Source organism: Roseomonas haemaphysalidis, from assembly GCF_017355405.1.
Lineage (GTDB): Bacteria > Pseudomonadota > Alphaproteobacteria > Acetobacterales > Acetobacteraceae > Pseudoroseomonas > Pseudoroseomonas haemaphysalidis.
Genome location: NZ_CP061179.1, coordinates 239,712 through 252,354 on the forward strand (window position 1 = coordinate 239,712; position 12,643 = coordinate 252,354).

11 protein-coding genes are annotated in these 12,643 nt (G+C 72.8%); 3 read left to right on the forward strand and 8 right to left on the reverse strand.

The genetic code is table 11. The features are described from left to right. Positions 1-90: 90 nt before the first annotated feature. The 5 genes from IAI59_RS20755 to IAI59_RS20775 are packed head-to-tail and all read right to left on the reverse strand — an operon-like array spanning position 91 to position 6,293. The gene (locus tag IAI59_RS20755) at positions 91-1,440 is read right to left on the reverse strand and encodes an MmgE/PrpD family protein (RefSeq protein ID WP_207415366.1); all 1,350 of its coding nucleotides are present in this window, start codon (positions 1,438-1,440) and stop codon (positions 91-93) included. Next, positions 1,437-3,506: an acetate--CoA ligase family protein gene (locus tag IAI59_RS20760; protein WP_207415365.1), complete on the reverse strand. Its 2,070-nt coding sequence runs from the start codon at positions 3,504-3,506 to the stop codon at positions 1,437-1,439. The genes IAI59_RS20755 and IAI59_RS20760 overlap by 4 nt, the downstream gene beginning before the upstream one ends. Next, the gene (locus tag IAI59_RS20765) at positions 3,503-4,330 is read right to left on the reverse strand and encodes an enoyl-CoA hydratase/isomerase family protein (protein WP_207415364.1); all 828 of its coding nucleotides are present in this window, start codon (positions 4,328-4,330) and stop codon (positions 3,503-3,505) included. The genes IAI59_RS20760 and IAI59_RS20765 overlap by 4 nt, the downstream gene beginning before the upstream one ends. After that, the gene (locus tag IAI59_RS20770) at positions 4,327-5,316 is read right to left on the reverse strand and encodes a D-2-hydroxyacid dehydrogenase family protein (RefSeq protein WP_207415363.1); all 990 of its coding nucleotides are present in this window, start codon (positions 5,314-5,316) and stop codon (positions 4,327-4,329) included. The genes IAI59_RS20765 and IAI59_RS20770 overlap by 4 nt, the downstream gene beginning before the upstream one ends. Beyond that, on the reverse strand, positions 5,313-6,293 hold the full coding sequence (locus IAI59_RS20775) for a Bug family tripartite tricarboxylate transporter substrate binding protein (protein WP_207415362.1): 981 nt from the start codon (positions 6,291-6,293) through the stop codon (positions 5,313-5,315). Before IAI59_RS20775 ends, IAI59_RS20770 begins: the two co-directional genes overlap by 4 nt. 122 nt (positions 6,294-6,415) lie before the next feature. On the opposite strand from IAI59_RS20775, the gene IAI59_RS20780 reads away from it, so the two are divergent. Next, a complete protein-coding gene (locus IAI59_RS20780) occupies positions 6,416-7,267 on the forward strand; it encodes a LysR substrate-binding domain-containing protein (RefSeq protein WP_207415361.1) in 852 nt (283 codons plus the stop codon). 10 nt (positions 7,268-7,277) lie between these two features. On the opposite strand, the gene IAI59_RS20785 is transcribed toward IAI59_RS20780, so the two are convergent. Both IAI59_RS20785 and IAI59_RS20790 read right to left on the reverse strand, forming a co-directional pair. Beyond that, complete coding sequence (locus IAI59_RS20785) at positions 7,278-8,438, reverse strand: MFS transporter (RefSeq protein ID WP_207415360.1); 1,161 nt, start codon at positions 8,436-8,438, stop codon at positions 7,278-7,280. Positions 8,439-8,560: 122 nt separating this feature from the next. Next, complete coding sequence (locus tag IAI59_RS20790) at positions 8,561-9,595, reverse strand: aldo/keto reductase (RefSeq protein WP_207415359.1); 1,035 nt, start codon at positions 9,593-9,595, stop codon at positions 8,561-8,563. Positions 9,596-9,691: 96 nt separating this feature from the next. Between IAI59_RS20790 and IAI59_RS20795 the strand changes: the two genes are divergently transcribed. Continuing rightward, positions 9,692-10,603 carry a LysR substrate-binding domain-containing protein gene (locus IAI59_RS20795; protein ID WP_207443939.1) on the forward strand — a complete coding sequence of 304 codons (912 nt, stop codon included), beginning with the start codon at positions 9,692-9,694 and terminating at the stop codon, positions 10,601-10,603. A 26-nt stretch (positions 10,604-10,629) separates the two neighbouring features. On the opposite strand, the gene nhaA is transcribed toward IAI59_RS20795, so the two are convergent. Then, the gene (nhaA, locus tag IAI59_RS20800; RefSeq protein WP_207415358.1) at positions 10,630-11,817 is read right to left on the reverse strand and encodes a Na+/H+ antiporter NhaA; all 1,188 of its coding nucleotides are present in this window, start codon (positions 11,815-11,817) and stop codon (positions 10,630-10,632) included. Positions 11,818-11,998: 181 nt separating this feature from the next. Between nhaA and IAI59_RS20805 the strand changes: the two genes are divergently transcribed. Continuing rightward, complete coding sequence (locus IAI59_RS20805; protein ID WP_207415357.1) at positions 11,999-12,619, forward strand: TetR/AcrR family transcriptional regulator; 621 nt, start codon at positions 11,999-12,001, stop codon at positions 12,617-12,619. Positions 12,620-12,643 lie beyond the last annotated feature (24 nt).

The window sequence follows — 12,643 nt, forward strand, 5'->3', positions numbered from 1 at the left end:
ACATCGCCGCCAGTATCGTTTCGGCAATGCCGGGCCGCCATCCCGCCGGGAGGCCGATGGGCGGGCCTTTGGCATCGCGGGCGGTGGGGGTCAGCCAGCGCGCGGCAGCGGTCCGGGCAGGCGGTCGCCATCGCGGATCAGCCGGCGGAGCGCCTCGCCGGCGGCCGCGCCGATCACGGGCACCGCCAACTCGCGGAACTTGCCATCCAGTTCGGCATCCGTCAGCGGTTGCTCCAGGTCGCCCTTGCGGAAGGGCTGCTCAAGCTCGAAGCTGCGCCCGTCGCGCAGTTCCAGCCTCAGGCGGGCGGCGCGGCGGCGCGGATAAGCATCCGCCAGATCGGGTGCCAGGCCCAGCGTCACCTTCGGCATCAGCGCGCGCAGCGCCGGGTCGCGCAGTCGCTCCGGCGAGAACGCCTCCAGGCGCACGGCGCCGAGACGCAGCAGGGCCGCCACGCAGTACTGCGCGCTGAAGCGGGCATCCTGCTCCGTGCGCGCCTCCGGCCTGTCGCAGATCTCCACCGTGGCGCGGTAGCCGGCGATGTGGATGCGCGCCACATCCTCAGGCTGAAAGGGGTGCGCGGCGCGCAGGGCCAGCAGACCATCCAGCGCCGGAAACAGATGGCCGCAGCAACCGTGGTTCTTGATTGTCATGCGGCCGATCACGAACCATTCGTCGATCCCTTCCAGGGCCATCTCCCATTGCCCTGTCGAATCACTGGTGGCGGCGGCGAAGCCGGCGGGGCCGTGCAGCACGTCGGCCGCGCCGGTCACGCCGGCGGCGGCGGCGCGCGCGGCCAGCATGCCGGCCTCGGCGGCGTGGCCGGCATGCATGGGCTTGCTCATGCCCCCGCCCCGGAAGGCCTGCTGCAGCCCGCCCGCCATGGTGGCGGACAGGGCCATGGCGTGGCCGATGCCGGCTTCGTCGCAGCCCAGCAGCAAGGCGGCGGCGGTCGCGGCGGCGATGGTGCCCACCGTCGCGGTGGTGTGCCACATGCGGTAGTGGCTGGGCTGCACCGCCAGCGCCACGCGCCCGCCCACCTCGTAGCCCGCCGCCATGGCGCGCAGCAGCGCGTCCAGGCTAGCGCCCCGCGCCTGGGCCACGGCTAGCGCGGCGGCCACGGTGGGGCTGCCGGGATGCAGGCCGGAATCGCGGTGGATGTCGTCAAATTCCACCGCGTGGCTGCTCACCGCGTTGAGCAGCGCGGCGTGGCGGGCGGCGCCCTGCCCGCCATCCACGTAGCAGACCGCCTGGCCGGTGCCGCGTTCCTCCACCATGGCGGCGGCCAGCAGCGTGGCGGGCGCCACGCGCGTGCCGGGCAACATGGCGGCGAACCAGTCCAGAAGGGCACGGCGCGCGTGATGTTCCAGTCCGTCCGGCCAGGGGCGGCCACGCCAGCCGGCGGCGTGCGCCGACAGCACGGCCAGCGGGCTGCCACTCACCGCAGCACCACCAGCCCATCCGCCGCGCGCACGCCCTGGCCTTCGGGCAACACGAAGACCGGGTTGATCTCGGCTTCCAGCAGCCGCTCGCCCGCCGCGCCGGCCATTCTCGCGAAGGCCAGCACCGCATCGACCAGCGCGGCAACGTCGGCCGGCGGCGCGCCGCGGAAGCCGCTCAGCAGGCGGGCGGCCTTCAGTTCCGCCACCATCGCCTCCGCATCGCTGCGGGACACGGGCAGGAGGCGCAGCGCGGTGTCCTGGAACAATTCGGCCGCGACGCCGCCCGAGCCCAACAGGATCACCGGCCCCAGCTGCGGGTCGCGGTGAAAGCCGAGGATCATCTCCACCCCGCCGCGCACCCGCTCCTGCACCAGAAAGCCCTCCGGCTCGGGCGCACCGGCTTCGCACAGCTGGGCCAACATCGTGGCGCAGGCCTCCGGCACCTGCTCGGCCGTCAGGCCGACGCGCACGCCGCCGAGGTCGCTCTTGTGGGCGATACGGCGGGACAGAACCTTGAGCACCACCTCGCCGCCCAGCGCCCGCGCGGCGGCGGCGGCGCCTGCCGCATCGGCCACCGCGTGCTCGCGCGTCACGGCCACGCCGCAGCGGGCGAACAGCGCCTTGCTTTCGGCCTCGTTCAGCGGCCCGGGGGGCAGGCCGTGCAACAGCGCGGGGTCTGGTGTCGCGGCCTCGGGCAGCGGCGGCAGGGGCGCACGGCGCAGGGCGCGCAGCACCGTGGCGCAGCTTTCCGGTGTGGCAAAGGCCGGGATGCCCTGGCCGTTCAGCAGCCGCACCAGATGCGGCGCGTGCGGGCTGACATAGGCCAGCACCGGCTTGTCGCTGCGCGCCTGGCATTCGACGATGGCACCCGCCACGATGTCCGGCGTGGCGAGGGCGGACGAGCCGATCACCACCACGACGGCGTCGTAGGCGGGGCTTTCCAGCAGCGCGTCGATGGCGCCGCGGAACAGGTCCGGCCGCAGCCCGGCCAGGGTCACGTCCACCGGGTTGCGGCCGATCGCCGCCGGGTCCTCGTTCAGCAGGGTGGCGAGGCGCTCTGTGGTGTCCGCGTCCGGCGCCGGGATCTCGATGCCCGCCAGCCCGCAATTGTCGGCCAGCAGCGTGCCGGCACCGCCTGTGGAGGTGAGGATGGCCGCGCGCCCGCCGGCGGCGCGGCGGCCGGAAGCCAGCGCGGCCGGGATGTCCAGCAGGTCGGTGAAGCTTTCCGCGCGGATCACGCCACATTGGCGGAACAGCGCGTCATACACCCGGTCGGCCCCCGCCAGCGCGCCGGTATGCGAGGTGGCGGCACGGGCGCCGGATTCCGAGCGGCCGACCTTGTAGACCACGATCGGCTTGCCCAGCTCGGCCGCCCGGCGCGCCGCGCGGCGGAAGGCGTCGGGCCGCCGCAGCCCTTCCATGTAGACGGCGATGACGTCGGTCGCCGGGTCCTCCACCAGGTGTTCCATGAAGTCGCTGCTGTCGAGGTCGGCCTCGTTGCCGGTGGACACCAGCTTGCTGAAGCCGATGCCCCGGTCGGCGGCGCGCGACAGCAGCGAGCCGAGGATGCCACCGCTCTGGGACACCACGGAGATGCGGCCCTTCGGCAGCCCGTCCACCTCCAGCGCGCCGGTGGCCGACAGCATCATGCCGTCGGACAGGTTGACCAGCCCGATGGTGTTGGGACCGAGCAGCCGCATGGACCCGGCGGCGTCTTTCAGGGCCTGCTGGCGGCGCGCGCCCTGCTCGTTGGCCTCGCCATAGCCGCTGGCCAGCACGATGGCGGCGGGGCAGCCCTTGGCGGCGAGGTCACGCACCGCCGCCTCGGCCCGCTCCGGGCCCAGCAGCACGATGGCGGCATCCGGTGCCGCGGGCAGCGAGGCGACGTCCGGAAAGCAGCGCAGGCCGGCGATGGTCTCGGCGCGCGGATTGACCGGCCAGATCTCACCGGTGAAGCCGTATTTCTGCAGGTAGCCCACCGGGCGCCCGGTCATCTTGCCGGCATCGGCCGAGGCGCCGATGACAGCCACGCTGCGCGGGTTCAGCAGGGCGGTGATCGCGCTCATGCCTGTTGCGCCTTGGCCGCGCGGCGCTGCGCCACGCCTTCCAGAAAGGCGGCGACGGACTCCTGGTGTTCCCTGGAGCTGTAGCAGATTGCCTGCGCCTGGCTGCCCATGCTGAAGACCTGCTCGACAGACAGTTCGAAGGTCTGGTCCAGGATGTTCTTGCCCAATGCCAGCGCGCCCGGGGCGCCCGCGCCCAGCTCCGCCGCCCAGGCGCGGGCGTCCTCCAGCAGCGCCTCCGCACCGGTCACGCGGTCGATCATGCCGAGGCGCAGCGCTTCCTCCGGCTCCACCGTGCGGCCGGTGAAGATCAGTTCCTTGGCGCGCGCCAGGCCGACGCGGCGCGGTAGAAAGTACATGCCGCCGCCATCCGGGATCAGCCCGCGCAGGATGTAGCTCATCGCGAAGCGCGCCTGATCCGAGGCGATGATGAAGTCGCAGCACAGCGCCAGGTCGCAGCCGAGGCCCGTGGCGGCGCCATTGACGGCGGCGATGGTGGGCTTGGGCAGGGCGTGTAACATGGACACCGCATGGTGCGTGCGTTGCTGGCGGCGCCAGCCGGCCATCGCCACCTCGCCCTGCGGCACGGCGAGCCGCGCCTGCATGGACTTCACGTCGCCGCCGGCGCAGAAGCCCTGGCCGGCGCCGGTCAGCACCAGTGCCTTGATGCTGTCGGTGCGCGCCACTTCGTCCAGCGCCGCCATCAGCTCGCCGCGCATGGCATCGTCGATCGCGTTGCGCGCGCGCGGGCGGTTCAGCGTCAGCACCGCCACGGGGCCGTCGGCCTGCAGCAGGATGGCGTCGGATGCGTCGGGGGCGGGCGTCATGCGGTGTGTCCTTGGTTGTCGCGCGCGGCGGCGTTCAGCGGCCGCGGCAGGGGGGCGCCGCTGTTCCAGGCCCGCAGGCAGGCCGTGGCGCCCTCGAAGTAGTGGCGGAAATTCTGCTGCGTGACGTAGCCGAGATGCGGCGTCAGCAGCGTGCCGGGCGCGTCCAGGATCGGCGCGCCCAGCGGCAGCGGCTCGGGCTCGTGCGTGTCGATGGCGGCGCCGCCCAGCGGGCCGTCGCGCAGCGCGGCCAGCAGCGCGGCTTCGTCCACCAGCGGGCCGCGCGCGGTGTTCACCAGCAGCGCGCCGGGGCGCATCGCGCCCAGTTCCGCCGCGCCGACGATGCCGCGCGTGGCGGGGCCAAGGCCGAGATGGAGGGTCACGATGTCGGAGCCCGCGAAAAGGCCTGCCTTGCTCACCAGCTCCGCCCCGGCGGCGGCGGCGGTGTCCGCCGTCATGTTGGGGCTCCAGGCCAGCAGCCGCATGTTGAAGGCCCGGCCAATGGCGGCGACGCCGGCGCCGATGCGGCCCAAGCCGGCGATGCCCAGCGTGGCGCCTTCCAGCCCCAGCCCGGCACCCTGCTGCCAGCCGCCCGCCCGCAACAGCCGTTCCTGCTGCGGGATGCGCCGCGCCAGCCCCAGGATCAGCCCCCAGCACAACTCCACGGTGGGCGAGGCGCTGGACTCCGTGCCGCAGGCCGCGATGCCACGCGCATCGCAGGCTTCCAGGTCCAGCACCCGGTTGCGCATGCCGGCGGTGACGACCAGCCGCAATGCGGGCAGGCGCGCCAGCAAAGCCTCCGGCATGGCGCTGCGCTCACGGATCAGCACCACGGCATCGGCATCTCGCAGCCGTGCCACCAGCGCGTCCGGCGCCAGTTTGTCGCGCAAGATTTCCACCGGCAGGTCCCGCCAGTCGACCGCGGCCCCGGCGGCATCGCCGTAGTCGTCCAGCACCACGATGCGCCGCAGCGGCGGGCGGCCGTTCATTCGACGCGGATGCCTGCGCGGGTAACGACTTCCTGCCAGCGCGCGCGGTCGCTGAGCAGAAAGCGGCCGTAGTCGGCGGGTGTCGGGCTGGGCTCCAGCACCACGCCTTCCTCGTCCAGGCGCTTCTTGGTCGCGGCGTCGGCCAGGGTGGCGTTCAGCGCGCCATGCAGCGCCGTGACCACCGCCGCCGGCATCCCCGACGGACCGAGCAACCCATACCAGGTGGAGGACAGCACGTTGGGGAAGCCCTGCTCCACCGTGGTCGGCACGTCCGGCAGGATTTCCAGCCGCTGCGGCGAGGCGACGGCGATGGCGCGCAGCTTGCCGGCCTCGATATGTGGCGTGAGCGGCGCCGCCGCGTTGGTGAGGATCTGCACTCGGCCGGCCAGCACGTCGGTGATGGCGGGGCCGGTGCCGCGATAGGGGATGTGCTCCATCTCCGCGCCGAATTCGAGCGACAGCAGCGCCCCCAGCACGTGGCCGGTGGTGCCCACGCCGGGGCTGGCATAGGACAGCGGCGGCTTGGCGCGGCGCGCCAAATCACGCAGCTCGCCCATGGTCTTCGCCGGGACGGTGGGATTCACGGTGATGACGTTGGGCGCGTTGCCGATGAAGCCGATCGGGGTGAAGTCCCGGATGATGTCGTAGGGGACCTTCGGCTGCACCAGGCTGCTGATCAGGAAGCTGCCGCTGCCGCCGAGCAACAGGGTGTAGCCGTCCTTGGGCGCGGTGGAGACCGCCTCGTTGCCCAGCAGGCCGCCGGCGCCGCCGCGATTTTCGACCACGAGGGTCTGGCCGAGCCGCGCGCCCATGCCCTCGGCGATGACGCGGCCGACGATGTCGTTGCTGCCGCCGGAGGCGAAGGGGATGATCAGCCGGATCGGCCGGTCGGGGTAGTGCCCCTGCGCGAGCGCGGGGCGGGCCAGCAGGGCGCCCAGCGCGGGCGCCAGCGCCAGGGCATGGCGGCGGGTGATCATGACGGCGTCCTCCGGATTGCATCCCCGTCGGCGCGGGGTTGGGCGGAAGGTTCCTCCCGCCACAGGCCACCGGGAAGTCCTAGATTTTCTTGTGCTACCCCAACCCTTGGTTATGCTGGCGCATGCGTCGCACCTTGCCGCCCCTAGACAGCCTGTGGGCCTTCCACCTTGTCAGCGAAACCGGCAGCCTCACGGCGGCGGCCCAGGCGTTGGGCGTGACGCAGCCGGCGGTCAGCAAGCGGCTGCGCGACCTGGAAGCGCTGCTGGGCACGGCGCTGCTGCGGCGCGGGGCCAATGCCATCAGCCTCACCGCGCCGGGCCAGCGCTATGCCGCGGCCATCGCGCCCGGCTTCGCGCAGTTGCAGGCGGCCACGCAGGCCCTGCGGGCTCAGGCCGCGCCGCTGCGCATTCGCGCCTATACCACCTGGGCGCTGCGCTGGCTGATCCCGCGCTTGGCGGATTTTCGCCGCCAGCACCCGGGGATCGAGGTGGAGGTGAGCACCTCCACCGCCGTGGTGGACCTGGCGCGCGAAGGCGTGGACGCCGCGATCAGTACCGCCCCCTGCGGACGCCCCCCCGCCCCGGCGGCGCGCCGGCTGCAGCCGGTGGTGGTGGCGCCCTTCGCCACGCCCACCCTGGCCGCCGCCTGGGCCGGCGGCGAGCGGCGGCTGATCGGCAGCAAGGTGCGGGCGGCGGACTGGCCGCGCTGGCAGGCGGCCAACGCGCTGCCCCCCGCGCAGCCGCTGCTGTATGAAAGCACCACCCTGGCCATCCAGGCGGCGCTGGAGGGTCTGGGCGTGGTGATCTGCACGCCCGCCTTCGTGGTGGCGGAGGTGGCCGCCGGCCGGCTGGCGGGGCTGCCGGGCCAGCCGCTGGTGACGGGCGACTGCTACTGGCTCAGCCTGCCGGGCGGCCGCGTTTCACCGCCGCTGGCGACCTTTGCCGACTGGCTGGAGCGGCAGGCCGTCCTTTGACGGGGCCGGGTCAGGCCGGCATGGCGGTGCCGCCGCGCCGGGCCACCAGCAGCATGAAGCCCAACCCGGATGCCGCCGCCGCGGCACCCGCCAGCGCCACGGCGGGATAGCCTAGCCCGCCGCCGATCACCGCCCCGCCCAGCACCGCGCCAATGGCGTTGCCAAGGTTGAAGGCGCCGATATTGACCGCCGAGGCCAGGTTGGGCGCGCCCGCCGCGGCCGTCATCACGCGCATCTGCAGCGGGGGTACGATGGCGAAGCTGGCGACGCCCCACAGGAAGATCAGCACCGCGCTGGGCAGCGCGAAGGGCATCGCCACGGCGAACAGCAGCAACACCACCACCAGCGCCGCCAGGGTGACCGCCAGCGTGCGGTCCACCGAGCGGTCGGCGAAGCGCCCGCCCAACCAGTTGCCCAGGGTCAGCCCGACGCCGTAGAGCACCAGCATGGCGGTGACGAAGCCGATAGAGGCGCCGGTCTGCTCCTGCAGGATCGGCGCGATGTAGGTGAACACGGTGAACATCGCGCTGGCGCCCAGCACCGTCAGCGTCAGCGCCGCCAGCACGGGGCCGCGCCCGAGCATCCGCAGTTCGGCCAGCATGTCGCCGCCCGCCCCGGCGGCGACGGCCGGCAGGGTCAGCCGCAGCGCCGCCATGGCGACCACGCCCAGCCCCGCAATGGCCCAGAAGGTGGCGCGCCAGCCGAGCTGGTCGCCCGCCCAGGTGGCCAGCGGCACGCCCAGCACCGTGGCCACCGTCAACCCCATGAACATGGCGGCCACCGCGCCGGCCCGCCGGTCCGCCGGCACCAAGCCGGCCGCGACGACGGAGCCCACGCCGAAAAAGGCGCCATGGTTCAGCGACGTCACCAGCCGCGCCGCCAGCAGCATGCCATAGCCGGTGGATACGGCGGCCAGCAGGTTGCCCAGGGTGAAGACGGCCATCAGCGCGACCAGCAACGTGCGGCGTGGCACGCGCGCGGTGGTCAGCGTCACCAGCGGCGCGCCGAGCATGACGCCGACGGCATAGGCGGTGATCAGCATCCCGGCGGTCGGGATGGACACGCCGAGGTCGCCGGCGATCACCGGCAGCAGGCCCATCGGCGCGAACTCCGTGACGCCGATGCCGAAGGCACCGATCGCCAGGGCGAGCAGGGGAAGGTTCAGTGTCATGATCGTCGATCCGTTGGGGGCGTCAGCGGCGGATCGAGAAGGGCGCTGCCCTTCTCGCACTTTCCCCGCCAGGGACCTGAGGCCCCGTCTGTGAAGGCGTGATGGGGAGTGTCCGTCTGTGTTCAAACCAGCGGGGGGTTCAGCCGCGCGAAGCCTTCCTGCTGCCGGTAGGGCGTGTGCGGGTAGGGTGGCAGCACGTCGCTGGCAGCGTCCAGCGCGGCCACCTGCGCCGGCGTCAGGCTCCAGCCCACGGCGCCGAGGTTCTGCTTCAGCTGCGCCTCGTCCCGCGCGCCGATGATCACGGACGCGACGGTCGGCCGCCGCAGCAGCCAGTTGATGGCCACCTGCGGCACCGTCCTCCCGGTCTCGGCGGCCACGGCCTCCAGCGCATCGACCACGCGGAACAGGTGCTCGTCCTCCACCGGCGGCGCGAAGGCGGCGGTCGCGTGCAGGCGGCTGCCGGGCGGGATGGGCGTGTCGCGGCGGATCTTGCCGGTCAGGCGGCCCCAGCCCAGCGGGCTCCACACCAGCGCGCCCACGCCCTGGTCGGCCGCCAGCGGCATCAGGTCGGCCTCGTAGGCGCGGCCGACCAGCGAGTAGTACACCTGGTGCGCCACGGGGCGCGGCCGCCCGTCGCGGTCGGCGGCGGCCAGCAGCTTCATCAGCTGCCAGCCGGGGTAGTTGGACACGCCCGCGTAGCGCAGCTTGCCGGCGGCGATCAGCCGGTCCAGCGTTTCCAAAAGCTCCTCCACCGGGGTCGAGGCGTCGAAGGCGTGCAATTGCAGCAGGTCGATGTGGTCGGTGCCCAGGCGCTGCAGCATGCCCTCCACCACGCGCACCAGCCGGGCACGGGAAGCGCCCCAGTCATTGGGGCCATCCCCGGTCGGCAGGCCGGTCTTGGTGGAGATCAGCACGGCGTCGCGCCGGCCGCGGATGGCCTCGCCCAGCACCTGCTCCGAGGCGCCGTCGGAATAGACATCCGCCGTGTCGAACAGGTTGACGCCGGCATCAAGGCAGATGTCGAGCAGCCGCCGCGCTTCGCGCGCGTCGCTTTGCCCCCAGGCGCCGAACAAGGGGCCGGTCCCCCCGAAGGTGCCGGTGCCGAAGCTGAGGACGGGGACCCGCAGGCCCGAGCGTCCGAGTTGACGATATTCCATGGTGTTGGTCCGCGATCTGGTTGGCCGTGCTTGGCCGCACAGATGGACGAGGCGAAGCCCTGGCGGTAGGGATCGCGAAGGCGAAGGATTTTTGTCATGGACGCAAAGGTGGCGGAGGGCGGCGCGGACCGCGCGCGGGAGATGGCGGTCTTCGCGGCCGTGGCGGAAGGCGGCAGCCTGTCCGCCGCCGGGCGCACGCTGGGGCTGACGCCCTCAGCCATCAGCCGCAGGATCGACCGGATCGAGGCGCGGCTCGGCGTGCGGCTGATGCTGCGCACCACGCGCGCCATCGCGCTGACGGCGGAAGGGCACAGCTACCTGGCGGCGGCGCGGCGCATCCTGGCTGACCTCGACGAGTCCGAACGCATCATCGCCGACCGCGGCGCGCCGCGCGGGCGGCTGCGGGTCAGCGCCGCCTTCACGCACGGCCGGCTGAGCATCGTGCCGTTGCTGGGCGGCTTCGTGCGGCGCTTTCCGCATATCCTGGTGGATATCGGGCTGACCGACACGGTGGTCGACGTGGCGGGCGGCGAGGCCGACGTCGCCATCCGCTTCGGCCCGCTGGCCGACAGCCCGCTGACCGCCCGGCGCCTGGGGGAAACGGGGCGCAGCGTGGTCGCCTCGCCCGACTACCTCCGGCGGCGCGGCACGCCGCGGGTGCCCGAGGACCTGCACGGCCACAACTGCCTGAACTTCAACTTCCGCCGTGCCGAGCCGACCTGGCCGTTCCGCCGTGACGGCCGCGACTACGCGCTGACCGTGACCGGCGACATCGAGGCCAACAACGGCGAAACGCTGGGGCATCTGGCGCTGGCCGGCGTCGGCATCACCCGGGTGGGCAATTTCGGGGTGGTGGACGACATCGCCGCCGGGCGGCTGGTGCCGCTGCTGGAAGCCTTCAACCCGGGCGACGCGGAGCCGATCCACGCCGTGTTCGTGGGGGGAGCCAACATGCCGGCGCGGGTGCGCGTGTTCGTCGACTATCTGACCGAGGCGCTGCGGCCCTGATGGCCGGGCCCGGCGACCGGGTCAGGTCAACGCGACGGCGTGCCCGGCCGGTCCTGCGGCGCCACGCGGAGCATGGCGTAGCCCAGCAGGCCGGATAGCAGGGAGCCCGCCAGGATGCCGATCTTGGCTTCCGCCTGCAGCACCGGCTCACCGGGGAAGGCCAGCAGCGTGATGAACAGGCTCATGGTGAAGCCAATGCCGCACAGCAGCGCCGTGCCGAACATCTGCCGCCGGCTGGCATGGGCCGGCATGTCCGCGAACCCAAGGCGGATCACCAGCATGGAGCAACCGAACACCCCCACCACCTTGCCGAGCAGCAGGCCCAGGCCGACACCGAGCGTGACCGGCGCCACCAGGGCTTCGGCCGGCAGGCCCAGAAAGGGCACGCCGGCATTGGCCAGCCCGAACAACGGCACGATCAGAAAGCCGACCGGCAGGTGCAGGGCATGCTCCAGCCGGTGCAGCGGGCTGGTGGTGCTGTCGTCCGGCCGGCCGGGGCTGGCCTGCAGCGGGATCGTGAAGGCCAGGATCACCCCGGCCAGCGTGGCATGGATGCCCGACCGCAGCACCAGCACCCACAGCACGGCGCCGAGCAGGAGGTAGGGCGCCAGACGCAAAACGCCCATCCGGTTCATCGCCACCAGGATGGCCACCACCACCGCGGCGCCGAGTAGGTCCGGCACCGAGATGCCCGCCGTGTAGAACAACGCGATGATGACCACGGCGCCCAGGTCGTCGATGATTGCCAGGGCCGTCAGGAACACTCGCAGCGACGCCGGCACCCGCCGGCCCAGAAGCGAGATGACGCCCAGAGCGAAGGCGATGTCCGTCGCCGCCGGGATGGCCCAGCCCCGCAGGGTCGGGCCGGTGTTGAGCGCCAGGTACACCAGGGCCGGGATCGCCATGCCGCCGGCGGCCGCGACCCCCGGCAGGATGCGGCGCGGCCAGGTGGCGAGCTGGCCGTCCAGCGCCTCGCGCTTGATCTCCAGGCCGACCAGCAGAAAGAACACGGCCATCAGGCCGTCATTGATCCAATGGCCGAGGGACAGCGGGCCGACCGGCACGTGCAACAGCGCCTCGTAGCCCGGCCCCCAGGGTGAGTTGGCGATCACCAGCGCGAGCGCGGCGGCGCCCATCAGCACCAACCCGGCAGAGGACTGGGCCTGGAGAAACCGTCGCAGGGCGCTGGGGTGGGACAGGTGATTCGAAGTCATGGCGGACCTCCGGGCGTGATTCGACGCGCTGACGGCCCGACCAGCGCCTGAAACCTGCCCGTGCCGGGGCGGCGCGAACACCCGCGCGCTGTATCGCACCGGGGGGCCATGGCTGGCAACACGCCCTGCCCCGCGCGGCGCGGCGTTGATCCGGGACGGCGAATGCCCCTATCGGGAAGGCATGTCCCTAGCGCCGCCTTCAGCACCGCCCCGTCGCAGCCCCGGGCGGCCGCGGGAATTCGACGCGGACGCGGCGCTCAACGCCGCGTTGCTGGTGTTCCGCCAGCGCGGCTTCCATGCCACCTCCGTCGCCGACCTCAGCACCGCGATGGCCCTGACGCCCGGCAGCATTTACAAGGCCTTCACCGACAAGCGGACGCTGTTCGCCCTGGCGTTCCAGCGCTACCTGCACCTGCGCTACGCCGGGCTGCAGGAGCGGTTGGCGGAGGAGACCACCGGGCGCGGCAAGCTGCAGGCGATGCTGGAACACTACGCCGAGGTCGCGCACGGGCTGGAAGGCCGGCGGGGCTGCCTGGTGGTGGGCAGCGCCTCGCAGATGGCCACCTTCGATGCCGACCTAGCCGACATGGTGGCCACCGCCCTGCGGCGGGTGGACGCCAAGCTGCTGGAACTGGTTCGGCTGGGGCAGGCCGACGGGTCGGTTTCCCTCGCCGTCGACCCCGCCGCGCTGGCCCAGACGCTGCTGTGCGTCGTTCAGGGTTTACGGGTGGTCGGAAAAGTGGGCATGAAGCGCGAGGACGTGATGGCGGTGGTCAGGCAGGCGGTGCGCCTGCTGGATTGAACTCCGGCGCCATTAGGAAACGGT

Bases quoted from the DNA above. Each gene is read 5' to 3' on its own strand.
- IAI59_RS20760 (WP_207415365.1), bottom strand. From the start codon at position 3,506: ATGAGCGCGATCACCGCCCTGCTGAACCCGCGCAGCGTGGCTGTCATC.
- IAI59_RS20765 (WP_207415364.1), bottom strand. From the start codon at position 4,330: ATGACGCCCGCCCCCGACGCATCCGACGCCATCCTGCTGCAGGCCGAC.
- IAI59_RS20770 (WP_207415363.1), bottom strand. From the start codon at position 5,316: ATGAACGGCCGCCCGCCGCTGCGGCGCATCGTGGTGCTGGACGACTAC.
- IAI59_RS20775 (WP_207415362.1), bottom strand. From the start codon at position 6,293: ATGATCACCCGCCGCCATGCCCTGGCGCTGGCGCCCGCGCTGGGCGCC.
- IAI59_RS20780 (WP_207415361.1), top strand. From the start codon at position 6,416: ATGCGTCGCACCTTGCCGCCCCTAGACAGCCTGTGGGCCTTCCACCTT.
- IAI59_RS20785 (WP_207415360.1), bottom strand. From the start codon at position 8,438: ATGACACTGAACCTTCCCCTGCTCGCCCTGGCGATCGGTGCCTTCGGC.
- IAI59_RS20790 (WP_207415359.1), bottom strand. From the start codon at position 9,595: ATGGAATATCGTCAACTCGGACGCTCGGGCCTGCGGGTCCCCGTCCTC.
- IAI59_RS20795 (WP_207443939.1), top strand. From the start codon at position 9,692: ATGGACGCAAAGGTGGCGGAGGGCGGCGCGGACCGCGCGCGGGAGATG.
- nhaA (WP_207415358.1), bottom strand. From the start codon at position 11,817: ATGACTTCGAATCACCTGTCCCACCCCAGCGCCCTGCGACGGTTTCTC.
- IAI59_RS20805 (WP_207415357.1), top strand. From the start codon at position 11,999: ATGTCCCTAGCGCCGCCTTCAGCACCGCCCCGTCGCAGCCCCGGGCGG.